Source organism: Microbacterium sp. ACRRU, assembly GCF_022346945.1.
In the GTDB taxonomy this organism is placed as follows: domain Bacteria; phylum Actinomycetota; class Actinomycetes; order Actinomycetales; family Microbacteriaceae; genus Microbacterium; species Microbacterium mcarthurae.
The window spans coordinates 24,153-48,210 of sequence record NZ_JAKRNI010000022.1 but is presented as its reverse complement, the minus strand read 5'-3'; the positions used below and the strand labels follow the sequence as shown (position 1 = coordinate 48,210).

General features: G+C 71.1%; 20 protein-coding genes, 1 tRNA gene and 1 other RNA gene. 10 read left to right on the top strand and 12 right to left on the bottom strand.

Translation table 11 applies throughout. The features are described 5' to 3' along the window. The 7 genes from MHY30_RS11020 to MHY30_RS10990 form a co-directional block, all read right to left on the bottom strand. Positions 1 to 1,517, bottom strand: a 1,517-nt coding sequence (locus tag MHY30_RS11020) for a DNA polymerase III subunit gamma and tau (protein ID WP_239276966.1), incomplete at its 3' end; no start/stop codon positions are given. A gap of 149 nt (positions 1,518 to 1,666) precedes the next feature. Further along, positions 1,667 to 4,195: a glycoside hydrolase family 65 protein gene (locus MHY30_RS11015; protein ID WP_239276965.1), complete on the bottom strand. Its 2,529-nt coding sequence runs from the start codon at positions 4,193 to 4,195 to the stop codon at positions 1,667 to 1,669. Between the two features lie 53 nt (positions 4,196 to 4,248). Then, complete coding sequence (locus MHY30_RS11010) at positions 4,249 to 4,983, bottom strand: HAD family phosphatase (protein ID WP_239276964.1); 735 nt, start codon at positions 4,981 to 4,983, stop codon at positions 4,249 to 4,251. Between the two features lie 88 nt (positions 4,984 to 5,071). Further along, on the bottom strand, positions 5,072 to 6,301 hold the full coding sequence (locus MHY30_RS11005; protein ID WP_239276963.1) for an acetate/propionate family kinase: 1,230 nt from the start codon (positions 6,299 to 6,301) through the stop codon (positions 5,072 to 5,074). Beyond that, a complete protein-coding gene (gene pta, locus MHY30_RS11000; protein ID WP_239276962.1) occupies positions 6,298 to 8,433 on the bottom strand; it encodes a phosphate acetyltransferase in 2,136 nt (711 codons plus the stop codon). Before pta ends, MHY30_RS11005 begins: the two co-directional genes overlap by 4 nt. Before the next feature lie 94 nt (positions 8,434 to 8,527). Beyond that, positions 8,528 to 8,624, bottom strand: an RNA gene (gene ffs, locus MHY30_RS10995) — signal recognition particle sRNA small type. Positions 8,625 to 8,644: 20 nt separating this feature from the next. Beyond that, positions 8,645 to 9,553, bottom strand: a complete 909-nt coding sequence (locus MHY30_RS10990) for an ROK family protein (protein ID WP_239276961.1) — start codon at positions 9,551 to 9,553, stop codon at positions 8,645 to 8,647. A gap of 153 nt (positions 9,554 to 9,706) precedes the next feature. Between MHY30_RS10990 and MHY30_RS10985 the strand changes: the two genes are divergently transcribed. From MHY30_RS10985 to MHY30_RS10975, 3 genes are all read left to right on the top strand, one after another. Next, positions 9,707 to 10,753, top strand: coding sequence for an AAA family ATPase (locus MHY30_RS10985; protein WP_374204604.1), 1,047 nt, complete (start codon positions 9,707 to 9,709; stop codon positions 10,751 to 10,753). A 7-nt stretch (positions 10,754 to 10,760) separates the two neighbouring features. Continuing rightward, complete coding sequence (locus MHY30_RS10980; protein ID WP_239276960.1) at positions 10,761 to 12,005, top strand: DUF58 domain-containing protein; 1,245 nt, start codon at positions 10,761 to 10,763, stop codon at positions 12,003 to 12,005. Between the two features lie 73 nt (positions 12,006 to 12,078). Next, complete coding sequence (locus tag MHY30_RS10975; protein WP_239276959.1) at positions 12,079 to 14,295, top strand: DUF3488 and transglutaminase-like domain-containing protein; 2,217 nt, start codon at positions 12,079 to 12,081, stop codon at positions 14,293 to 14,295. 61 nt (positions 14,296 to 14,356) lie between these two features. Here the strand turns inward: MHY30_RS10975 and MHY30_RS10970 are convergent. The 3 genes from MHY30_RS10970 to MHY30_RS10960 all read right to left on the bottom strand — a co-directional run bounded on the left by MHY30_RS10970 (position 14,357) and on the right by MHY30_RS10960 (position 15,451). After that, positions 14,357 to 14,448 (bottom strand) — tRNA-Ser (locus MHY30_RS10970). A gap of 53 nt (positions 14,449 to 14,501) precedes the next feature. Continuing rightward, complete coding sequence (locus MHY30_RS10965) at positions 14,502 to 15,074, bottom strand: GNAT family N-acetyltransferase (RefSeq protein ID WP_239276958.1); 573 nt, start codon at positions 15,072 to 15,074, stop codon at positions 14,502 to 14,504. After that, positions 15,071 to 15,451 carry a MerR family transcriptional regulator gene (locus MHY30_RS10960; RefSeq protein WP_239276957.1) on the bottom strand — a complete coding sequence of 127 codons (381 nt, stop codon included), beginning with the start codon at positions 15,449 to 15,451 and terminating at the stop codon, positions 15,071 to 15,073. The genes MHY30_RS10965 and MHY30_RS10960 overlap by 4 nt, the downstream gene beginning before the upstream one ends. A 396-nt stretch (positions 15,452 to 15,847) precedes the next feature. Here MHY30_RS10960 and MHY30_RS10955 point away from each other — a divergent pair, with 396 nt between their 5' ends. After that, a complete protein-coding gene (locus tag MHY30_RS10955; protein ID WP_239276956.1) occupies positions 15,848 to 17,131 on the top strand; it encodes a hemolysin family protein in 1,284 nt (427 codons plus the stop codon). A 155-nt stretch (positions 17,132 to 17,286) separates the two neighbouring features. Beyond that, positions 17,287 to 18,780, top strand: a complete 1,494-nt coding sequence (locus MHY30_RS10950; protein ID WP_239276955.1) for a SulP family inorganic anion transporter — start codon at positions 17,287 to 17,289, stop codon at positions 18,778 to 18,780. 14 nt (positions 18,781 to 18,794) lie between these two features. Here MHY30_RS10950 and MHY30_RS15375 read toward each other — a convergent pair whose 3' ends face one another. Then, the gene (locus tag MHY30_RS15375) at positions 18,795 to 19,715 is read right to left on the bottom strand and encodes an AraC family transcriptional regulator (RefSeq protein WP_239276954.1); all 921 of its coding nucleotides are present in this window, start codon (positions 19,713 to 19,715) and stop codon (positions 18,795 to 18,797) included. 181 nt (positions 19,716 to 19,896) lie between these two features. Here MHY30_RS15375 and MHY30_RS10940 point away from each other — a divergent pair, with 181 nt between their 5' ends. Continuing rightward, a complete protein-coding gene (locus MHY30_RS10940; RefSeq protein WP_239276953.1) occupies positions 19,897 to 20,241 on the top strand; it encodes a hypothetical protein in 345 nt (114 codons plus the stop codon). A 43-nt stretch (positions 20,242 to 20,284) separates the two neighbouring features. On the opposite strand, the gene MHY30_RS10935 is transcribed toward MHY30_RS10940, so the two are convergent. After that, entirely contained in the window at positions 20,285 to 20,743 is a 459-nt protein-coding gene (locus tag MHY30_RS10935) for a MarR family winged helix-turn-helix transcriptional regulator (protein WP_239276952.1), read from the bottom strand. A 195-nt stretch (positions 20,744 to 20,938) separates the two neighbouring features. Here MHY30_RS10935 and MHY30_RS10930 point away from each other — a divergent pair, with 195 nt between their 5' ends. The 4 genes from MHY30_RS10930 to MHY30_RS10915 all read left to right on the top strand — a co-directional run bounded on the left by MHY30_RS10930 (position 20,939) and on the right by MHY30_RS10915 (position 24,032). Then, positions 20,939 to 21,637, top strand: coding sequence for a hypothetical protein (locus tag MHY30_RS10930; protein ID WP_239276951.1), 699 nt, complete (start codon positions 20,939 to 20,941; stop codon positions 21,635 to 21,637). Further along, the gene (locus MHY30_RS10925) at positions 21,615 to 22,028 is read left to right on the top strand and encodes a phage holin family protein (protein WP_239276950.1); all 414 of its coding nucleotides are present in this window, start codon (positions 21,615 to 21,617) and stop codon (positions 22,026 to 22,028) included. Before MHY30_RS10930 ends, MHY30_RS10925 begins: the two co-directional genes overlap by 23 nt. Next, a complete protein-coding gene (locus tag MHY30_RS10920; protein WP_239276949.1) occupies positions 22,025 to 22,600 on the top strand; it encodes a DUF3618 domain-containing protein in 576 nt (191 codons plus the stop codon). The genes MHY30_RS10925 and MHY30_RS10920 overlap by 4 nt, the downstream gene beginning before the upstream one ends. A 235-nt stretch (positions 22,601 to 22,835) precedes the next feature. Continuing rightward, complete coding sequence (locus tag MHY30_RS10915) at positions 22,836 to 24,032, top strand: glycosyltransferase (protein ID WP_239276948.1); 1,197 nt, start codon at positions 22,836 to 22,838, stop codon at positions 24,030 to 24,032. Positions 24,033 to 24,058: the final 26 nt, after the last annotated feature.

Here is a 24,058-nt window from a genome sequence, read left to right as displayed (position 1 = left end):
GGCGCGACGCGATCCGGCGCCGCAACCGCACGCGCGGGACCGCCCGGTGACGCCACACCCGGGTTCGCGACACTCGGGTTCGCGACACTCGGGTTCGCGACACTCGGGTTCGCAATCCCGGGGTTCGTCACACTCGGGCTCGCCACACCCGGGTTCGTGGCCCCCGGGTTCGCCACACCGGGATTCGCCACACCAGGATTCGCCACACCGGGATTCGCCACACCTGGGCTCGCGATACCGGGGCTCGCGACGGCGGGGCTCGCGACCGCAGGAGCGGCGACGGCGGGCGGAGCCACCGCGGGGGCGGAAGCCGGAACCGCGCCGGCTCGACCGCCGGTGTTCGGCGACACGTGCTCGGCCGCGTGCGCCGATGCCGCCGCGGGCGAAGTGCCCTGGGAGACGCCCGCGTGCGTGAGCACTCGAGCGACCAACAGCTCCAGCTGCAGGCGGGGCGACGTCGCCCCGGTCATCTCGTCGAGCGCCGCCACGACCAGATCGGCCGTTCGCGACAGACGCGCGACGCCGAACGCGGTGGCCTGACGCCCCATGCGCTCGAGCTCGTCGTCGGGAACGCCACGAAGAACCGCCGAGGCCCCCGCTCCGGTGGCGGCGACGACGATGAGGTCGCGCAGGCGCTCGAGCAGGTCGTCGACGAAGCGGCGGGGGTCTTGTCCGGTCTGGACGACGCGGTCCACGGCGGCGAAGGCACCCGCCCCGTCGAGCGCGGCGAACGCGTCGACGACCTCGTCGAGCAGCTCGGAGTGCGTATAGCCCAGGAGGGCGACGGCCCGCTCGTAGTTCACGAGCACGTGGCCGTCGGCATCCCGATCCGATCCGGCGATGAGCTGATCGAGCAGCGAGAGCGTGTCACGGGGCGACCCACCGCCCGCCCGCACGACCAGCGGAAGAACACCCGCCTCGACGGCGACGCCCTCGCTCTCGCACAGTTCTTGGACGTACTCGAGCATGGCCGCGGGCGGGACCAGACGGAACGGGTAGTGGTGGGTGCGCGAGCGGATCGTGCCGAGCACCTTCTCGGGCTCGGTGGTGGCGAAGATGAACTTCACGTGCGCCGGCGGCTCTTCGACGAGCTTGAGCAGCGCGTTGAAGCCCTGCTGGGTCACCATGTGCGCTTCATCGAGGATGAAGATCTTGAAGCGATCACGCGCCGGGGCGAAGATCGCCCGCTCGCGCAGGTCGCGCGCGTCGTCGACGCCGTTGTGGCTGGCGGCGTCGATCTCGACGACGTCGAGGGAGCCCCCGCCACCGCGCCCGAGCTCGACGCAGCTGTCGCACTCTCCGCAGGGGGTGTCGGTGGGGCCCTGCGCGCAGTTGAGGCAGCGCGCGAGAATACGGGCCGAGGTGGTCTTGCCGCAGCCGCGCGGCCCCGAGAAGAGATAGGCGTGGCCCACCCGGTCGCTGCGGAGGGCCGTCATCAGAGGCTCGGTCACCTGCGACTGCCCGATCATCTCGCCGAATGCCTGCGGGCGGTAGCGGCGGTAGAGGGCTGTCGTCACTCCCCCAGCCTACGGCGTGCCACCGACATCGCCGCTGCCGAGCTCCCCGTCCCGCCGTGTTCGCGTCCGGCTCGCTGCGGCGTCCGCCGCACGGCATCCGCGAGACTTCATCGCGTTGACGAACGGCACCGCCGCGTCAGGCGGGGAAGTCAGGCGTCCAAGCCCACCGCGATCGGCTCGTCGTCGCTGGATACCAGCGGGATCGCGGCCGTGACGATGGGCACGGATGCCGACAGGAGGCTCCCGTCCTCGCGGACCGACCCCTCGAGCTGACGGATCGACGGGCGACCCGGAATGATCGGCCCCTGACCGTGCAGGGCGACGCGGACGGTCTCGCCCGGCGCGACCGTGTAGTCCACACCGCGCACGGCGAACTCGACCGGCGCCCCCTCGTCACCCGCGTGCAGCGTGAGCGCGGCGGCCGTCAGGGTGATGTTCAGGCGCGTACCGTGCCAGTGCAAGACGTACGACAGCTCGGGCCAGTCCACCGGGAGACGCGGGTCGAAGGTGAGGCGACCGAAGTGGTCGCGCATGCCGCCGAAGCCGCTCACGAGCGCGGTCCACACGCCGCCCGCGGATGCCACGTGCACGCCGTCCGCGGCATTGTGATGCAGGTCGCCGAGGTCGACGAACGCCGCCTGCCGGAAGTACTCCAGCGCCAGATCCTGATAGCCGACCTCGGCCGCGAGGATCGACTGCACGACCGCCGACAGCGTCGAGTCACCCGTGGTCAGCGGGTCGTAGTACTCGAAGTCGGCGAGCTTCTCGGCATCCGTGAAGTGATTGCCCTGGAGGAACAGCGCGAGCACCACGTCGGCCTGCTTCAGCACCTGGTAGCGGTAGATCACCAGCGGGTGGAAGTGCAGCAGCAGCGGGCGCTGGTCGGGCGGGGTGTTCTCGAGATCCCAGATCTCGCGCTCCAGGAACACCGCGTCCTGCGGATGGATGCCGAGCGCCGGGCTGAACGGGATGTGCATCGCCTCGGCCGCCTTCTCCCAGCGGTCGGGCTCGGACGGGTCGAGGTTCATGCGGTCCGCCATGCGGCCGTACGCCTCGGGATCGTTCTCGGCGAGGTCACGGACCGTCCGTGCGGCGAACCGCAGGTTGAAGCGGGCCATGACGTTGGTGAAGAGGTTGTCGTTGACGACGGTGGTGTACTCGTCCGGACCGGTCACACCGTGGATGTGGAAGGCATCCTGCTCGCCGTCGTCTCCGTCGCTCGAGCGCCAGAACCCGAGCGTCGACCACAGCCGCGCGGTGTCGACGGCGATGTCCACGCCCTCGCGGGCGAGGAACTCCTCGTCGCCGGTGGCGCGGACGTACTTGGCCAGCGCGAAGGCGACGTCGGCGTTGATGTGGTACTGCGCGGTACCGGCGGCGTAGTACGCCGACGCCTCCTCGCCGTTGATCGTGCGCCACGGGAACAGCGCACCGGCCTCGTTCAGCTGGTGTGCGCGCTTGCGCGCCGCCGGGAGCATGAGGTACCGCATCCGCAGGGCGTTCCGCGCCCACTGCGGGGTCGTGTACGCCAGGAACGGGAGAACGTACACCTCGGTGTCCCAGAAGTAGTGGCCGCTGTACCCCGAGCCGGTCACGCCCTTGGCGGGCACCCCTTGCCCGTCGGCGCGCGCCGCGGCCTGCGCGAGCTGGAAAAGGCACCAGCGTGTGGCCTGCTGCAGGTCGGCCTGGCCGCCGATGCGCACGTCCGAGCGGTCCCAGAACGCCGCGAACCAGTCGATCTGACGCTTCACGAGTTCTGCGACGCCGGCGTCGCGTGCCCGGTCGAGCGTCCGGCGGCAGCGGTCGACGAGCTCGCCCGCTGGGACACCCCGAGAGGTGTGGTAGCTCACGAACTTGGTGATGGTCGTGGGAACACCGGCACGCGCCGACACCCGGAAGACGTTCTTGGCGATGTCGGGCTCGATGAGCTGGCGCGAGGTGTACGCGTTCTCGGTGTCGACCTCGTGGTCGGCGACGACGGCGAGCGTCATGCCCGACTCGGTGACTTCGTACGACAGCGCCGAGCGGGTGCCGTCCTGCCAGTACTCGCGCGGCTGCAGAACGCGGTCGGTGAGCTTCTCGGTCTTGCGGGGATCGAATCCCGAGGACGAGGATGCCATCGGCGAACCGCCGTAGATGCCCTCGCCGTCCTGACGGTTCAGCAGCTGGCACGCGACCGTGACCGGGGCGTCGGAGTTCAGCACCGTCACCGTCAGGCGCAGCACGACGAGGTGCTTCTCGTCGAACGAGACGAACCGCTCGTCCTCGATCCGCACCTCTTTGCCGGACGGGGTGACCCACAGGAGCGTTCGCCGCAGGATGCCCTGGCGCATGTCGAGAACGCGCTCGTACTCGCGCACGTCGGCGACATCGAGCGAAAGGGGCTCGTCGTCGACGTAGACGCGCATGACCTTGGCATCCGGGGCGTTGATGATCGTCTGCCCCACTTCGGCGAAGCCGTAGGCCTGCTCGGCGTGACGGATCGGGAAGGTCTCGTGGAACCCGTTGATGAAGGTGCCCTGCTCCTGCGCGAACCGTCCCTCGATGGAGTTGCCCCGCAACCCCAGGTAGCCGTTGCCCACGGCGAACAGCGTCTCGGTCACGCCGGTGTCGTCGACCGAGAATTCGGTTTCGACGAGGCGCCATTCGTCGAGGGGGAAACGATCGCGATCGATCATCGGGGGCATGCCTTCCGGTGCCGGGTTTCGGGTCAGTCGCGCGGGGCGACGGCTCAGTCTACGAAGGCCTGCAGGTCATCGACGACCACGTCGGCCCCGGCGGCGCGCAGGTGGTCCGCTCCGGCGCCGCGGTCGACCCCGACGACGAGCCCGAAACCGGCGGCCGACGCCGAGGCGACGCCGCTGGTGGCGTCCTCGACCGCCGCGGAACGCGCCGGGTCGACCCCGAGCATGCGGGCGGCCTCGGCGAACACGTCGGGTGCGGGCTTGGATGCGAGGTGGTCGCGTTCGGCGATGACGCCGTCCATGACGACGGGGAATCGTTCCCGGATGCCGGCGGCTTCGAGCACCTCGACGGCGTTCTTCGAGCTGGACACCACGGCGATCGGCGTTCCCGCCGCCTGCAGCACGTCCAGAAGAGCGACGGACCCGGGATAGGGCGCGATCCCCTCGGCACGGAGGATGCGCGAGAACACCGCGTTCTTGCGATTTCCGACGCCGCAGACGGTGTCGAGCGCGGGGTCGTCGGAGGGGTCGCCCCAGGGCACCTCGACATCGCGACTGCGCAGGAGGCTGGCCACGCCGTCGTACCGCTTCTTGCCGTCGACGTGCTCGAAGTAGTCGCGATCGGTGTACGGCGGCTCGATCCCCCACGCGGCGAACAGCTCGTCGAACATCTCTTTCCACGCGCGCATGTGCACCTCGGCGGTGGGGGTGAGCACGCCGTCGAGATCGAAGAGGACGGCCTCGAAAGAGGTCAGATCGGGCAGGGCACGGCTGTCGGTCACGGCGGGCTCCAGATCGTGAGGGCGGGACGCGCGGTCACGACGGTGCGCCGCTGTTCCAGCGTAGTGGCGGGGGACTTCGCCGGTCCGCTCACGACGCGACCGACAGGGTCTGGCGAGCGATCTCGAGCTCTTCGTTGGTCGGCACGACGAGCACCTCGACGCGCGATGCGTCGGACGAGATCCGGCGGATGCCACGCCCCCGCGCCTCGTTGCGCTCGGGGTCGAGTTCGACCCCCGCGAAGCCGAGGGTCGCGACGGCCTCGGCGCGCACGCGTGCGGCGTTCTCGCCCACACCGGCGGTGAACGAGATCACGTCGACGCCCCCCAGCTGGGCGAGGTACGCGCCGGCATACGCCCGGAGGCGATGCACGTAGACGTCGAAGGCGAGCTGCGCGGCGGGGTCTCCCGCGTCGCACCGGGCGGTCAGATCGCGCATGTCCGAGACGCCGGCGAGTCCGAGCAGACCCGAACGCTTGTTCAGCAGAGCGTCGAGGTCGCCGATCGACAGGTCGGCGCGCCGCGCCAGCTGGAGCAGCACCGCCGGGTCGAGATCGCCCGAACGCGTCCCCATGACGAGCCCCTCGAGCGGGGTGAGCCCCATCGACGTCTCGACCGACCGGCCCCCCTCGATGGCCGTCACCGATGCGCCGTTGCCCAGATGGAACACGATCTGGCGCAGCTCGGCGAGGGGTCGACCGAGGAACTGCGCCGCGGACTCGCTGACGAACTTGTGGCTCGTGCCGTGGAATCCGTACCGGCGGATGCGATGCGCCTCGGCGAGCTCTCGATCGATGGCGTACGTGTAGGCCGCAGGGGCGAGCGACTGGTGGAACGCGGTGTCGAAGACGGCGACGTGCGGCACATCGGGGAAGGCCTTCTTCGCCGCCACGATGCCGGCCAGGTTCGCCGGGTTGTGCAGGGGGGCCAGCACCGACAGCTCGTCGATGTTGATCTCGACGAGCGGCGTGATCAGGGTCGGCGCGAAGAAGCGCGCCCCACCGTGAACGACCCGATGTCCGACCGCCATCGGTGCGCGTTCCTGGAGCGAAGGTCCGTAGGCGGCGAACGCCTCGAGCATCACGGCGAAACCGGCGGTGTGGTCGGGGATCTCACGCTCGATGGTGGACGTGGCATCCGTCACCGCGGGTGCCGGACCGTCCGGATCCGTGAGGGCGCCGACGACGGTGTGCTTCGCCACTCCGCTCGGCTCGCCGATGCGCTCGACCAGCCCGGATGCGAGCACGCGTTCCTGCGCCATGTCGAGCAGCTGGTACTTGAACGACGACGACCCGCTGTTGACGACCAGCACGACGCTCACGCGGCACTCCCCTGCGCCTGGATCGCGGTGATGGCGATCGTGTTGACGATGTCGTCGACGAGAGCGCCGCGCGACAGGTCGTTGATGGGCTTGTTCAGGCCCTGCAGCACCGGGCCGATCGCCACCGCTCCGGCCGAGCGCTGGACGGCCTTGTAGGTGTTGTTGCCGGTGTTGAGGTCGGGGAAGACGAACACCGTGGCCCGGCCGGCGACCTCGGATCCGGGCATTTTGGCCTTCGCGACGGCGGCGTCGGCAGCGGCGTCGTACTGGATCGGGCCCTCCACCAGCAGCTCGGGCGCGCGCTCGCGCACGAGCGCGGTGGCCGCGCGCACCTTCTCGACGTCGGCTCCGGTGCCCGACTCGCCCGTCGAATACGACAGCATCGCCACGCGCGGTTCGATGCCGAACTGCTCGGCGGTGGCGGCGGAGGAGATGGCGATGTCGGCGAGCTGCTCGCTCGTGGGGTCGGGGATCACCGCGCAGTCGCCGTAGACGAGCACGCGGTCCGCGAGCGCCATGAGGAAGACGCTCGACACGACGGACACGCCCGGGGCGGTCTTGATGATCTCGAACGCGGGCCGGATGGTGTGCGCCGTGGTGTGCGCGGCGCCGGAGACCATGCCGTCCGCAAGCCCGAGGTGCACCATCAGCGTGCCGAAGTACGACACATCCGTCACGGTGTCGGCGGCCTGCGCGTACGTCACGCCCTTGTGCGATCGCAGCCGGGCGTACTCGGTGGCGAACTTGTCGACGTGCACCGCGTCGAAGGGGCTCAGGACCTCGGCATCCCGGATGTCGATGCCGAGCTCGATCGCCCGTCCGCGCACCTCGATGGGCTCGCCCAGGATCGTCAGGTCGGCGATGCCGCGCGCCAGCACGGTGGCGGCAGCGCGCAGGACGCGATCGTCGTTGCCTTCGGGCAGGACGATGCGGCGTCGGTCGCTGCGGGCGCGATCGACGAGGCCGTACTCGAACATCAGCGGCGTTACGACGCTCGGCCGCGCCACCCCGAGCTCCCGCGTCAGCAGCGCGGTGTCGACGTGTCGCTCGAACATGGCCAGGGCGGTGTCGTAGCGGCGCTGCGAGTCGGCGGCGAGGCGGCCGCGCGTGTTCATGATGCGCACCGCGGTGTCGTACGTGCCCAGGTCGGTGGCGATGATGGGCAGCGGCGACCCCAGACCGTCGATGAGGCGCACGATGGCATCGGGCAGCTCGAAACCGCCGTTGAGGACGACGCCCGCGAGCGACGGGAAGGTCCCCGAGGCGTTGGCCAGGAGCGTCGCGAGCAGCACCTCTGTGCGGTCGGCGGGGATGACGATGACCGCCGACTCCTTCAGGCGCGGCAGCACGTTGACCATCGACATGCCGGCCACGACCACGCCGAGCACCTCGCGGGTGAGCAGCTCGGGGTCTCCCTTGATGAGCTCTCCTTCGACCGACCGCAAGACGCCGCGCATGGAGGGGGCGATGAGGAAGCGGTCTTCGGGCAGGGCCCACACGGGCACGGTGCGGCTGCGCGGAGCGGCCGCGGCGTCGACCACGTGGCGGACCGACGACACGACCTCGTCCAGGGCATCCGGATCGGCGCGATTGACCACGACGGCGAACACTTCGGCGCGCTCGTGCAGCAGCTCCGGCATTGTCAGAGCGGCGATCTGCCCGACCTCCTGCGGGGTGCGGGCAACGGAGAGGCCCAGCGTCTCGCCCTGGCCCTGCTGCGCGCGGCCGCCGAGCACGAGGAGCACGGGCGCGCCGAGGTTGGCCGCGATGCGGGCGTTGTAGGCCAGCTCGGCGGGGCTGCCGACATCGGTGTAGTCGCTGCCGATGATTACGACGGCGTCGCACTGCGCCTCGACGGCCTTGTACCGCTCGACGATGCGCGCCAGGGCGGCGTCGGCGTCATCGCGCACGTCGTCGTAGGTGACGCCCACGCAGTCTTCGTACGCGAGGTCGACGCCGTCATGGTCGAGCAGCATCTCGAGGACGTAGTCGCGTTCGGCGGTGGAGCGGGCGATGGGGCGGAAGACGCCGACGCGCGGGGTGACGCGGCTGACGGCGTCCAGGACGCCCAGCGCCACCGTGGACTTGCCGGAATGGCCCTCGGCCGACGTGATGTAGATGCTCTGCGTCACGGCATCCAGCCTAGGCGGGGCGACCCGCGACACACCGGGGTTGCCTCGGCGTCGAGGGAATGCCTCGGCCTCCCGGGGATGCCGCTCCCGGGCATGAAAAGACTCTCCGCGCACCCGGTAGAGCCTGGTTACCCTTGCTACGTTTCCGTCCTGGGGGAGTTGGCCTGGATGCCGCCACGCGGAGAGCCGATTCGAGTCTACCCGACGCGCGTCAGGTCCGCAGCGCGAGCGCGGCGGCGCCGAGAAGCGGACCGTCGCCGTCGAGTCCCGACGGCACGACGCGGCAGCGGCGGGCGTAGTCGTGCACGGCGGCCGCCGACGCCGCCTCGCGGACCAGATCGATGTAGTCGTCGGCGACCCGCGCGAACCCGCCGGCGATCGCGACCGCCTCGAGGTCGCAGAGGGTCGCCGCCGCGGCGATGGCCTGCCCGACCGCCGCCGCCGACCGGCGGACCGCGGCGACCGCGATCCGGTCGCCGTCGCGGTACGACGCGGCCAGGTCGAGACCGGTGTCGCCGACCCACCCCTGCTCCTGCGCCCACGCCACGGACGCGGGCCCCGCGGCCACGGCCTCCAAAGTGGCCGCGGCAGCGTCGCCCTCGATCGTGCGTACGAACGTCTGCCCCAGGTGCCCCGCATTCCCGCTCGCGCCCGTGATCGGGCGACCATCGAGCACGAGCCCTCCCCCGACGCCCGTGGACACCACGATGGCCATCGCGTTGCGCGTCCCGACCAGCGCTCCCCGCCAGTGCTCCGCGAGCGCGATGCACGTCCCGTCCAGCGCGAGGGTGAGCGGACCGTCGACGAGCCCGCCGAGCACCTCGTCGATCACGAGGCCGCGAGCGTCGGGCAGGTTCAGTGGCGACACCGAGCGGGCGGGGAGGTCCACCGGGCCCGCGCTGCCGACGCCGATGGCCGCGACTCGCACGTCGGGGACCGCACCGAGCGCTGCTTCCGCAGCGGCGCGGATGTTCGCCGCAATGCCCGCGCGCGTGTTGTCCCGGCCGGTGGCGCGGCGCGCGACACTGGCACGGAGCACCTCGCCCTCTGCGGTGACCACGGCGGCATCCACCTTCGTTCCCCCGATGTCGACGGCGAGGACGGGCGCGACAGGGGACATTGTTCTCTCCTCGAATGGGCGACGATGCCCGATCCTAGAGCCGGGCGCGCCTGGGCACCTGCCGTGATCCGACCCCCGGCCGTCGCGCGCAGGTTACGATCAGGTCACGGCGGCCATGACGCTCCTCCGCCGCAGTGCGACACGAGGGATGCCATGGACGAGACGGTGACGCCCGAAGCGGCCCCGCGGTTGCGCCGACCCGACCCGCAGTCCTCGCGCGCCGACGGCGAGGCGCCCTTGACCGCCGAGTCGTTCGCCGCACTGACGGAACAGATCCTGGCATCCATGTCCCGCGTCATCGACGGGAAGCCGGACGCGGTCCGCAGCGCGCTCATCGCGCTGCTGGCCGAGGGACACCTGCTCATCGAGGACGTACCCGGCGTCGGCAAGACGATGCTCGCGCGGGCGCTGGCCGCGACGGTCGACGCCGACGTCCGCCGCATCCAGTTCACTCCCGACCTGCTCCCGGGCGACATCACCGGGGTCTCGGTGTTCAATCCCGTGCAGCGCCAGTTCGAGTTCACACCGGGCGCGGTGTTCGCGCACATCGTCATCGCGGACGAGATCAACCGCTCCTCCCCCAAGACCCAGTCGTCTCTCCTGGAGGCGATGGAGGAGCGGCAGGTCACCGTCGACGGCCGCACGCACGTGCTTCCCTCGCCCTTCCTCGTCGTCGCGACGCAGAACCCGCTCGAGATGGAGGGCACGTACGCTCTCCCCGAAGCGCAACGGGATCGGTTCCTCCTGCGCATCTCGATGGGCTACCCGGACTCGGCCGCCGAGGCGCTCATGCTGCGCCAGCGCGACACCGTGAACCCGCTCGACGCTCTCACCCCGGTGGTCACGGCGCGACAGGTGACGAGCATGATCGCGTGGGCTCGGGGAGTGCACGTCGCCCCCGCGCTCGAGGATTACGCCGTGGCCCTGGCCCAGAGCACCCGCAGCCACCCCGACATCCGGCTCGGCGCGAGCCCGCGCGCCACCCTGCAGCTCGTCCGCGCCGCGAAGGTGCGGGCGGCGCTGGACGGGCGCGCCTACGTCATCCCCGACGACCTCACCGCACTGTTGGCGCCGGTCTTCGCCCACCGTCTCATCGCGAACCGCTCGGCGGCGGGCGGCCGCGCGGGAGCGGTCGTCGTCGCCGACGCGCTCGCGGGCATCGCCGCGAGCGTCCGGGTGCCCCTGGCCCAGCGAGCGTGACCCGACCATGACGCAGCGCTGGCCGTTGACCCTTCGCGGCACCGGCGCACTCGCCCTGGCGGTCGTCTCGTTCGTCGTGGCGCAGAGGGCCGCGATCCCCGAGCTCATGTACTTCGGGACGCTCATGCTGGCGCTCGTCGTCTTCGCCGCGGCGAGCGCGCTGGTCGCGCGCCCGACGGGCGAGGTCACACGCACGCTGGCGCCCGAGGTCGCCGAAGTGGGCGGAATCACCGAGGTCCGGGTTTCGGTGACGCTCCGCACGCCCGTTCCGGTCCTGCCCGGTCGATGGTCCGACACAGTGCCGCCCGGACTGCGGGGGCGGGCCGAGGGGCCCTTCCCCGCGGCCCCGTCGACGCTGCGCCGGTCCGCCGTCCCCGTGACGTTGCGGTACGAGGTGGTGGGATCCGTTCGCGGGCCCTTCCTGATCGGCCCGCTGGTGGTGACGACCACCGACCCGTTCGGACTGATCCGTCGACGCATCCGGCTCGGTCGCGCGACGCCGGTCACCGTGGCCCCCACGATCGTCGAACTCGCCCCCCTCCCCTCGGCACCCGGCGAACCCGGCGGCACGCGTCAGAGCGCCGCCCTGCAGCTCGGCCAGGGTGCGGACAACCTCGTCGCTCGCCCGTACGCTCCCGGCGACTCCATGCGCCGTATCCACTGGCGGGCGACCGCCCACCGCGACACGCTGATGGTCCGCCAGGAGGAGCAGGAGTCGAGCCCCGCCGCGACGGTGGTGCTCGATCGCGCCCTCTCCCGGTGGTCCCCCGCGGCCGCAGACGCCCCCGGCGGCGACCCGGCGTTCGAGACAGCGGTGTCGGCGTGCGTCTCCGTCGTGGCGCGGCTCGTGCACGAGGGATACACCGTCGATGTCGTCGACAGCGATGGCGACCTCCTCGCCGAACCCGTCGAGGGCGGCGAGGATGCCGAGGTCCGCGGCCTCGCGGCATCCTTCGCCACTCTGCGCGCCCGGGTCGATCATCCGTCGCGCCGCGTCCTTCCGGCGTCGGCCGGCGCGATGCTCGGTCCCGTCGTCGTCATCACCGGACGACTGGATGCCGACGACGGGGCGAGTCTGACCGCCGGGGCCCCGCGATCGGGGCTGCCCGTGCTGCTGACGGTGGGCGACGGCCCGGCCGGCGCGACTCTGGGGAGCGCGGGCTGGCATGCGTCGATGCTGCGCCCGGGAGGCGACGTCGCCCGCGCGTGGGAAGACGCGACTCGACCGGAGACCGCTCGTGTCGGCGTCTGATCCGTCGAGCCCGTCCCCGGCTCGACGCCGGCGCGACCTGGCGCTGCTTTCGCTCGGTGTCTACGCCGGTATCGTGGCCGCCCTCCTCCCGGTCTTCTCCGTGATCGCGCCGGGTGCGTGGACCGTGGGCGCCCTCGCCGTCACGGCCGCCGTGCTCCTGTCCGGACTGGCCGTGCGCGTTCTCCGCCTCAACGCGCTCGTGGCCACCGTCGTCGAGCTCGGCGTCGGAGTGATCCTCCTGACAGCGATCTTCGGGCGCTCGACGGCCCTGTTGGGGGTGATTCCCGGCCCCGCGACGTTCGCGAGCGTCCCCTCCTTGTTCGCCGCGGCCTCCGAGGAGATCCGGCTGGGCGTCGCGCCCGTGGTGCCCGCCGCGGGGTTGGCGTTCGTCCTCGTCGCCGCGGTCGCCGGGCTCGCGGTCGTCCTCGACCACGTCGTCCTCACCGCACGGATGCCACTCCTGGCCGGGGTCGGACTCGTCGCTGTCTCTCTCATCCCGACGATCGCGATCCCTGCGGCCGTCGACGTGCCGGCGGTCCTCCTCCTCGCCGCCGCCGTGCTCTTCCTGCTGCGCATGGACGTCCGCTCCCGCACGCGCGCGGGGACGTCGGGACGCCGCGTGACAGCGCGCGCCCGGGGCGCGTCGGCCACGGCGATCGGCATCGCCGCGGTCGCCGTCATCGTGACGGTTGCAGCCGTTCCGTTGCTTCCGCAGCCCGCACTGCGGTTCGCCTCGGGAACGGGAACGGGTGCGGGCACGACCATCAACCCCAACCTCGAGCTCGGCAACGACCTGCGGCAGCCGAGGGAGGTCGACGTCCTCACCGTGACCACGACGGCGGCGACCGCACCGTACCTGCGAGCGGTCACGCTGTCGCGGTTCGACGGCGCGGTATGGGAACCCGATTCGGGCGACGCCGTGGCGGTGCCCGCCGATGGCCCCGTGTTCGACCCCGTCCCGGTCGACGGCGACATCGCCCTGGCCGACGCGACCACCACCGTCACGGTCGGTGATCTCGACAGCCCGTGGCTTCCCGTCCCCTACCCCGCCTCGACGGTGTCGGGCCTCGAGGGCGAGTGGCTGGGCATTCCCGAGAACCGCACGATCGTGTCGCGCTCGGGGTCGTCGCGCGACCAGGAGTACGCGGCCCAGGCGATCGTGCCGCGACCGACCCTCGAGCAGATCCGGACGCGCCCGGTCGGCGGCGACGAGCTGGGCGGGGCCGTGCGCGACCTGCCCGCCGATATGCCCGCGATCATCGGTGACACCGCCCGCTCCGTGACCGCGGGCGCGCAGTCGCCGTATGACGCCCTCGTCGCGCTGCAGTCGTGGTTCCGGAGCAGTCAGTTCCGCTACTCGCTCGAGGCACCGGTCGAGGCAGGGTTCGACGGCGCGGGCCTGGATGCCGTGGCGCAGTTCCTGCAGGAGCGCACCGGCTACTGCGTGCACTACGCCTCCGCGTTCGCGGTCATGGCGCGCACGCTCGACATGCCCGCACGCATCGTGGTCGGCTACCTCCCGGGCACCCGCTCGGGCAGCATCGAACAGGGGAACACCGAGTTCGTCGTGACCTCCAGCCAGCTGCACGCGTGGCCCGAGGTGTACTTCCGCGGCATCGGGTGGGTTCCGTTCGAACCCACCAACAGTCTGGGCGTGCCGACGAACTTCGTCTCGGGGACGACCGGCGGGGGCTCCGATCCGGCCGACACCCCCGATCAGCAGGATGCCGCGGCGCCCGAGGCGACGCGCACGACCGCACCGCAGCTCGACGATCCGGGCGACGCGGGTACCGTCACCGCCGGCCAGGACGGCACCGCGACCATGAGCCCGGTGACGGTGCTGCTGTGGGCGGTCGTCGTTCTCGCGCTCGGCGCCGCCGTGCTGCCGAGTGCGGTGCGCGCCGGGCAGCGCCGTTCGCGGATGCGCCGCGCCCGGGCCGGCGACGCGACCGCCGGGTGGGGCGAGCTGCGGGCCAGCGCGGTGGACCTCGGCATCCCCTCTCCCGACGTCGAGTCGCCGCGCGCGTTCGCCGCGCGGCTCATCGAGGAGCACGGCGCCGACGACACCGACGTCGATCTTCTGCGGGATGCCGTCGAGCGCGCCGTCTACGCCGAGGAGACGACCGACCCCGCGGCCGGTCCCGCGTTCGCCGACGCGGTCGCACGAGTGCGGGCGCGGTTGCGCGCGCGAGCGACACCGGCGCGCCGCGTGGCCGCCGCTGTGCTGCCGCGTTCGCTCACGATGCGGTCGGTCTCGACACCGGTCGCGACGCCCGAGCCGGTCGGGTGACGACTGCACCGACCAAAGAGCGTCGCCCCCGTCCGATGGATCGGGGGCGACGCTCTCTCTGTGGCGGAAGTGACAGGATTTGAACCTGCGAGGCGAGTTACCCCGCCTACATGGATTCCAGCCATGCTCCTTAGGCCGCTCGGACACACTTCCAACAGACGATCTTACACGGCCGCCGGCCTCGACCCGTCGGGTGCCGCCCGCGCTCAGGACAGGCGCGCCTCGAGCCCCGCTCGCACCTGCGCCCACTCGTCGCGGAGGATCGAGAAGTAGAGGGTGTCGCCGATCGAGCCGTCCGCGGCGACACGGTGCTGCCGCAGCAGCCCCTCGGGTCGGGCGCCCAAGCGTTCGATGGCGCGGGCGCTGCGCTCGTTTCGTGCGTCGCAGCGAAGGGCCACGCGACGCAGTCCCCACACGTCGAACGCGTGACGCAGGAGGAGGAGCTTCGCAGCGGGATTCGTCCGCCCGCCCTGGAAGCGGCGGCCGTACCAGGTGGTGCCGATCTCGACGCGACCCTGCGCGGGCGCATGGTCGTAGAACGTCGTCGAACCACGTGCCTCGCCCGTTCCCGCGTCACGGACCGTGAAAGCCAGAACGCCCGGCGTCGCGTTCTGCCGCTCGATATGCGCCGCGTACGCCGCGACCGAATCCGGCCAGGGCGTCGTCATGCCGCTCCACAGCTGGGGATCGGTGAGCGGCCAGAGATCACCCGCGTCGTGCGGGCGAGCCGGGGCCAGACGTACGCCGTAGTCGGTCAGCTCGGTGTCGTGGCCGGTCATCGCGCGGCCAACTGGGCCAGGAACTCGTCGGCGGCGTCGAGCTGACGGCGGAGCCCATCGCGCCGCTCGGCGGCCTCGCGACGGATTTCGCCGAACCGCGTCCTCAGGGCTGGATCGTCAGGCGAGGAGGCGAGGCCGTCGACCACGGCCAGCAGCTCGCCCATCTGCTCGAGCGAGTAGCCGAGCGGCTTCATCCGGCGGATCAGCAGCAGACGGGACTCGTCATCGGCGGTGTAGAGCCGGAATCCGCCCTCGGTACGCGCCGACGGACGCAGCAGACCGATCTCGTCGTAGTGGCGGAGCGTGCGGATCGAAAGACCCGTCCGCTCGGCGAGCTCGCCGATCTGCATGGGCCGCACCCGGTCGCTGGCATCCATGAATCGGCACGCCTCTCGTCACGATGGAGTTCCGGGCCGCGACCGCGGCCCCCTCGATTGTCCCTCATCCTCCGCCGGATTCCCGCGGCCGACGCCCTCGCGGAGCTCCTCGCGCTGCTTCTCCCGACGGCGGCCGATCGCCTCTGCACCCGGGGGCTTCGCAGGTGGTTTCGATACCCTTCGACGCAGCGATCATCCCGGCCGCGCTCGCGGCCGGGCCCTCGACACGGCGGCGCTTTCTCGCATCCTGCACCGCCGTTTCGAGCATCATCCCCAGGGAGAAGGAACCCCCGTGACCACGCAGCGGCGCACCATCGCAGCCGACGACCCCGACAGTCCGTACGCCCGGGTCAGCCCGAGCGCACCGAACCCGACCGAGAACGGCGGCACCCGCTGATGGGCGACCTCGCTCTCAACATCGCCCTCGTCCTCGTGTTCGTGCTGGTCGGCGGCGTCTTCGCCGCCACCGAGATGGCGCTGGTCACACTTCGCGAGAGTCAGATCAACACGATCGCGGCGCGCGGGCGCCGCGGGCAGAAGGTCGCCGGCCTCGCTCGCAATCCGAACACGTTCCTCTCGGCGGTTCAGATCGGTGTGACCGTCGCCGGTTTCGCTTCGGCGGCCTACGGGGCCACCTCCCTCGCACCGTCCGTCGCCCCCCTCTTCGAATCGCTCGGAGTGGCGGCACCCGTGGCGCTCACCATCTCGACGGTGTTGCTCACGCTCGTCATCGCGTACCTGTCGCTGGTGCTCGGCGAACTCGTCCCCAAACGCCTGGCGATTCAGCGCAACGCGCAGTTCGCCTACGTCGTCGCCCCCGTCCTCGACGGGTTCGCGACCATCATGCGCCCCGTGATCTGGCTGCTGTCCGTCTCCACCGACGCCCTGGTGCGGTTGTTGGGCGGCGACCCCCACAAGACCGCCGACGAGATGACCGACGACGAGCTGCGAGACATCGTGGCGACCCACCAAGGCCTCCCCGACGACGAACGGCGCATCCTCGACGACGTGCTCTCGCTGCGGGGGCGCCAGATCAGCGAGGTCATGCGACCCCGCCCCGAGGTCGTGGCGCTCGATGAGACGGCGACGGTCGGCGAGGCCGTGACGCAGGTCCACGATCTTCCGTTCTCGCGTTACCCCGTCGCCGACAAGTCGATCGATGACATCGTCGGGTTCATCCACGTCCGCGACCTGTTCGAGGCCGCGGCGGACGACGCCGGGGGTTCCATCCAGCGGCTCGTCCGGCCGATCCCGTACCTGCCCGCCACCGCGCGAGTCCTCCCGACGCTGACGCGCATGCGAGCGGACGGCCACCAGATCGGCGTCGTCGTCGACGAGTACGGCGGCACAGACGGCATCGTCACGCTCGAAGACCTCGTGGAAGAGGTCGTGGGGGAGATCTTCGACGAGTACGACACCGCTGCGGATCCCGCCGCGGGCGACGAACTGGACGGGCGCCTGAATCTCCAGGACTTCGAGGAGGCGACGGGCCTGGCGCTCCCCCGCGGCTCCTCCGACACCATCGCCGGATTCATCACGGAGCAGCTCGGGCGACTCGCGGTCGTGGGCGACACCGTGGACGTCTCCGACGCCACGATCCAGGTCACCGCGCTCGACCGTCGACGCATCGCCGCCGTCCGCGTCGCACGTCACCCGAAGGGCACAACGACGGCATCGTGAGCGGGTCGGCCCGCCGGCCCATCCTCCGCACGAGGCGTGTGCCCGGGAGCCTCCCCACACGACCCCACGTCGCCGCACGCGTAAACCTCTCGTTACGGTAGAGTTGCCCGGTCGCGACCGCGGCTCTCTCTGTCCCCCCACTCCCCGGAGTCCCCGTGACTGACGTCCCCGCGCGCCCGCGCCCGGAACCCACCGTGTTTCAGGCCCTGCGTTCGCCACGCCTTCTGACCCGCGAGGCCCTCGCCGGTCTCGTCGTGGCGATCGCGCTCATCCCCGAGGCCATCGCCTTCTCGATCATCGCGGGGGTGGACCCTCGCCTCGGACTCTTCTCGTCCTTCGTGATGGCCGTGGCCATCGCCTTCCTCGGCGGACGGCCCGCGATGATCAGCGCCGCGACCGGTGCCATCGCGCTCGTCATCGCTCCCGTGGCACGGGACCACGGCGTCGACTACCTGCTGGCGACCGTGATCCTCGGCGGCATCCTTCAGGTCGTCCTCGGACTCCTGGGAGTCGCCCGCCTCATGCGGTTCATCCCGCGCAGCGTCATGGTCGGCTTCGTCAACGCGCTGGCGATCCTCATCTTCGTCGCTCAGGTGCCGCAGCTCATCGGCGTGCCGTGGATGGTCTATCCGCTGACGGCCGCGGGCCTGGCGATCATGTACCTGCTTCCGCGCGTGACCCGCGCGGTGCCCGCTCCCCTGGTGGCGATCGTCCTGCTGACCGGAGCGGCGGTGGTGTTCGGCATCTCCGTGCCCACCGTGGGCGACCAGGGCGCCCTGCCCGAGAGTCTGCCCGCTCTCCTGCTGCCGAACGTGCCCCTGACGGGTGAGACGCTGGCGATCATCTTCCCGTTCGCCGCCGCGATGGCGATCGTCGGATTGCTCGAATCCCTGATGACCGCGGCTCTCGTCGACGACATCACCGACACCCCGTCCTCGAAGAAGCGGGAGTCCCTCGGTCAGGGCGCCGCGAACGTCCTGTCCGGTCTGTTCGGCGGGATGGGCGGCTGCGCGATGATCGGCCAGACCATGATCAACGTCCGGGCCTCCGGGGCACGCACCCGCATCTCGACCTTCCTCGCCGGCGTGTTCCTGCTCGTTCTCGTGCTGGTCTTCGGCGAGGTCGTCGCGATCATCCCGATGGCGGTGCTGGTCGCCGTCATGATCGTCGTTTCCGTCGCGACCTTCGACTGGCACAGCATCCGCCCCGCCACCCTGCGCCGGATGCCGGTGAGCGAGACGATCGTGATGGTGGCGACCGTCGCCGTGACCGTGTGGACGCACAACCTCGCCATCGGTGTCGGAGTCGGTGTGCTCGCCGCGGCGGTCCTCTTCGCCCGCCGCGTCGCGAGCCTCACCGTCGTTCACCGCGAGGTCGAGGGAGGAGTCGCCCGCTACCGGGTCGAGGGGGAGCTCTTCTTCGCCTCGAGCAACGACCTGACGACGAAGTTCGCCTACCATCGCGACCCCTCGCGCGTCGAGATCGACCTGTCCGCGTCGCACGTCTGGGATGCCTCGACGGTCGCCGCTCTCGACGCCGTGCAGACCCGCTACGCCCGGCTGGGCACGGCGGTCGAGATCACCGGCATGAACGACGCGACCTCGCGCTTCCATGAGCGCTTGAGCGGTCGACTCGACGGCGGCCATTGACCGCCGCCGAGACGTCAGGACCGCAGGGTCGTCGACGGAGTCTCTCCGAACTCACCCCGATACATCGCGGCGAAGCGCCCGAGGTTGGAGAAACCCCAGCGGGCGGCGATGGCCGCGACCGTGTCGACGGACGGGTCGGCGTGCCGCAGCTCTGCGCGGGCGGCATCCAGCCGCACTCGTCGGACGTACTGCATCGGTGTGCGCCCGGTCGCGGTACGGAACGCGTACTGCAGACCGCGCGGAGACAGTCGCGCCGCCTGCGCGATATCGGCGAGCGCGATGGGGCCGGTGGCATGCGCCTCGATGTACGCCTTCGCCCGGCGCACGGGAGCCGGGAGCGGCCGGGCCGGACGCCCCGCCGCGAGCGCCTCGGTGAAGCTGGATGGAAACGCCATCAGAGTCGCCTCGAGCAAGAGCGAACGCACCTGGTGCTCGATCAACGGCGTGCGCTCGGGGGCGCGGAGAAGGACGTCCCGCCCGTACTCCCACGTTCGCGTCCAGTAGCGCAAGCGCTGTTCCGAAAGCGGGGCGTGGCCGGTGGGACGCACGCGCAACGTGTCGTCACCGGTCAGCCGTCGTGCGGCCTCGTCCACGTCGGCACGGGCGAACGACATCACCGTCCCCGCGATGCGACCCGAGAAGGCGATCTCCACCGGCCGGTCGACCACCAGGAACGGTACCGTCGTATCGACCCGTTCCTTCCGATAGGTCGCCCGAATACGCGGACCGGCGATGCGGCCGACGATCATCTGGTCGCCCGGGTCGGTGTCGACCACCATCATCGAACCGATCGTGTAGTCGCAGAATCCGAAGCCGGTGTCGGCAACACCGTGGAAGACGAACGCCGGTTGGATGCCGTCCGCGCGAGAGATACGGGTGCCCGGGAGAACGGTCTGCCACATCTCCTCTACTGTCGCGACGTCTCTGGTCTCCACATGCGTATGCTCCACGCAGGATTTCTAGATTCGCGTTGCGATTTGCGGATAGACCATTGCGCCGTGCGGTGATCTGTGGCATGGAATCGGTTCCATGCGCGGCGAAGATGCGTTCCCCGCTCGTGGGACCCATAATCGAAAAGCCTCCGCCGCCCCCGCGGCACGACCGATGGGACATTCCATGCCCTACCGCACGATGACGACGCTCCAGTCGTGGATCGATGACTTCCGCGCGCTCGGATACGACGACGCCGGGATCCTCCGTGTGATCCCGCAGGACGGCGAGGACGAGTCGGACACCGGCCTGATCGCCGCGCAGCTGCGCAGCGTCTCGACCACGTTCTATGTCGCGCCGGAGACCGAAGCGGGATCGACCGGCTGGGCGGTGACCTTCGAACCGCGCGAGAACGCCGCCCCCCTGGGCTCGGCGCGCGTCCTGGCGCTCTCGGGCGAGCTGGCGATGCTCTCGGCGTTGTGCACATTCCTCCAGGCGCGCGCCGAGGCGTTCGTCCACTCGCGCGCCTGAGCGCTCGCCGCAGGGGCGGAGGGGCGCTCGCCGCTGACGCGGGTCAGCGGGATGCCGCGCCGGCCGCTGTGAGACGTTCCAACGCCGCGGCCACGATGCGCGCCTCACCGGGGTCCATCGTCGCGATCGCCGACTCGACCGCGCCGTCGAAAGCCCGCAGGGCCGACCACGGTGGCGCGTCCAGATCCACGGTCGCCGTGATGTGGTTCACCCGCCGGTCCACCACGTCCAGTTCGCGCTTCACCGCACCGCGCTGGACAAGACGGTCGATGAGGGTCGTCACTCCCGCGGATGTGATGCCCAGATGGTCGCGCACGTGCGACGGACGGGCTCCGGGGTTCTGGGCGACGAAGAGCAACGCCTTGGCGTCGAGTTCGTTCAGCGACAGAGCTCGACGAGCCTCCGCGGCAGCGGCGCGACGCGCCTCGTCGTAGGCCAGAAGCGCACGACCCAGCTCGGAATCCGCGTCGGACGACGTCGGGGCGTCGAAGGAATTCTGCACGAGCCCTGATCGTACTCATGCCGTGACACCACCGTTGGCGCGCACGGCCGCGATCCGCACTTTCTCCGGCCTGAGAGCGCGCAATGACGGCCGATGCGCGCGTTGCACGCAGGATCGCCGTGCGCAAGGGTCGCGCGCCGCGGGCCGGATCGGGCCTAGACCGGGGAGCCCAACAGCACGACGGAAGGAGCGACCATGTCGCAGTTCAGCGCGTCGCACGACGGAGGCGCAGACGCGGGCGCGAAAGCGCAGACCGCCGCGCACGAAGCAGCCGGGGTCACGACGACAGCCCGGGACGAAGCCGCCGGGGTCGCACGGACCGGCAAAGAGGAAGCCGTCGCCGTGGCCAGTGAGGCCAAAGCCCAGTTCTCAGAGATCCTCAGCCAGACCGGGCGCGAACTGTCCGATCAAGCGGCGAGCCAGCAGCAGCGCCTCGCGGCGGGCGCGTCGACTTTCGGCGACGATCTGTCGCGGATGGCCGACGCGGACGAGGGGTCCGGTCTCGCCGGTGATCTTGTGCGCCGCGTCGCCGCGCACGCCTCGAGCGCCGGTGAGTGGCTGGCCGATCGAGAGCCGCAGGAGCTTCTGCGGGAGGTGCAGTCGTTCGCGCGGCGCCGTCCCGGAGCGTTCATCCTCGGCGCGGCCGTCGCGGGTCTCGTCGTCGGCCGACTGAGCCGGGCACTCGCGGCCGGGGCGACCTCGACCGCATCGACCTCCGGCGCGTCCGGTTCCGCCACGGGCACCCCGCCGAGCGGTCCGCGGTTCGCCGACGCCGATGCCGACGCGCGCGTCTCGGAGGGCATCGCGGGCGACACGCCCGTCTACAGCCGCTCGGCGCACCTCATCGACGGAAGCGGAGACGAGGTGCGCGATGACCGACCCGACACCGTCTGAGCAGCGCGCCGCGACTTCGTCTCTCGGCGAGCTCGTCGGCGAAGTCACGCGGGACATGTCGACCCTCATGCGCCAGGAGCTCACGCTCGCCAAGGCGGAGCTGAAGGATTCGGCATCCAAGTCCGCGAAGGGAGCCGGTCTCCTCGGTGGCGCCGGGTACGCCGCGGGGATGATCGTGCTCTTCCTGTCGCTCGCCCTCTGGGCGGCACTGGCCCAGTTGATGGGCTATGCCTGGGCCGGGGTCGTCGTGGCCGTGGTGTGGGCGATCGTGGCCGGCATCCTGTTCGCGGTCGGTCGCAGCGAGTTGAAGAAGGTCGAGGGTGCCCCGGTCACGGCCGAAACCCTCCGAGAGATCCCGGACGCATTCACCAGAAACGAGGAGAACCGATGACCGATTCACCGGAAGCCATCCGCGCCGACATCGAGCGCACCCGCGAGACACTCGGCTCGGACGTCGACGCCCTCGCCGACAAGGTGACGCCGTCGAAGATCGTGGACCGGCAGAAGAACAAGGTCCACCGCGCCATCGGCGACCTGAAGGACCGTCTCATGGGAGCGGCCGACGACACCGCCTCGGGCGCATCAGGCCTCGCCCACGGCGCGACCGACGCCGTCCACGGCGCCGCGCACGACGCGAAGGCGAAGGCCAAGGGCAACCCCCTGGCCGTCGGCCTGGTCGCGTTCGGCGTGGGTCTGGTCGTGGCCTCGCTCATCCCGCCGACGCGGGCGGAGCGTGACGCCGCGGCGACCGTCAAGGAGAAGGCACAGCCGGTCGTCGACCAGGCCAAGGATGTCGCCCACGAGATCGTCGACGACCTGAAGGAACCCGCGACCGAAGCGGCCACGGCCGTCAAGGACCGGGCCACCGAGGCCGTGCAGCATGTCAAGGACGAATCCTCCTCGGCGGCGGAGACGGTGCGCGACCAGGCTCAGGAGGCCGGCGACAACGTGCGCCAGTCCTGATAGACACCGCGGGACGGGGCACCGGGCTCGTTCCGTCCCGCGGTCCTGATCCGACGCGTCGGTCCTTCCCCCGAGGACCGGCGCGTCGGTGTCGTTTTCGAGACGTACGCGTTCACGCAATGGTCTTCGCGGCGTAACCCGTTACCGGGGGTGGACGCCTCAGCATGGGGAAACCGCATCCGCGGTGAACGATCCGGCACCGCACCGCGGCGCCCCTCCCCGGAAAGCGACCGCGATGACCCGACCCGTGCGTGTGTTGTCCCTCTACGAGGGGTTCTTCGCCGGAGGAGCCCGCATCCTCCACTCCGACGTGGTGGCCGGCCTTGCCGCCGGCGGGGGCCAGGAACACCGGGTGCTCTCGCTCACCTCCGCCGCCCGCCGGGACGCCTCGTTGCAGGACGCGCGAGACGACGCGCGGTTTCGGGCGCTTCGCGCCGCCGGAGTGACCATCGACATGTTCGATCGCGTGGCCGGCGACCAGCCGATGACCCCCGAGTCCTTCAGCCGGGCCGAGCTCGAGCACGCCGCCGCCGTCATCGCGGATGCCGACATCGTGCTCTCTCTGAAGGAGCAGCCGTTGAGTCTCATCGTCGCGCTGGACCGGGCCGGGATGCTCCCCGACCGCCCGACCGCCGCGTGCCTGCACCGCTCGGACCCCACCCACTCCGGCCCGGCCCTCGGCTGGCTCGTCGACGCGGGCGCGTCGGGAGCGGTGTCGGCGACGATCTCGTGCGCGGCGTCGACCTCGCACGCGTACGCGCGCGCGGGGGTGTCGACGACCCACGCGTGGGTGATCGACAACGGCATCGACACGCGGCGGTTCCGCCCGGGAACCCGGGCGGAGCGACGCCGCATCCGGCTCGGCCTCGGCATCCCCGAGTCGGCACCGGTGGTGATGCTTGCGGCGCGCTTCGATGCGATGAAGGACCCCGGGCTGTTCCTGGACACCGTCGCACGGCATTCGCGGCGACACCCCGGGTCCCACTACGTCCTGTGCGGTTCGGGCATGACATACGGCAACCCGGGGTTTGCGAGCCTCGTGGCGCAAGCGGGAATCGACGCGAGCGTGCCGGTGCACGCGCTCGGTCTGCGCGAGGACATGCCCGCGCTCTATCGCATCGCCGACGTCGTGGCCCTGACCAGCGCCTTCGGAGAGGCCTCGCCCCTGTGTCTCGCCGAGGGGGCCGCCTCCGGTGCGATCCCGGTGACCACCGATGTGGGCGACGCGGCGCGCGTCGTCGCGGGCTTCGGCATCGTGACTCCGCGGGATGCCGACGCGGTCTGCGCCGCGTGGCAGGAGGCCCTCTCCCATCGCCCGCGGCTGCGCTCGGCAGCCATCGCGGCGCGGGGTCGCCTGGATCGTCGGCGGATGATCGCCGACTACCGGGGCGCGATCGAAGGGCTCGTCCTCCCCGAGGTGATCGCCGCCTGACACCCCGCGTGCAGGCGCCTCCTCGC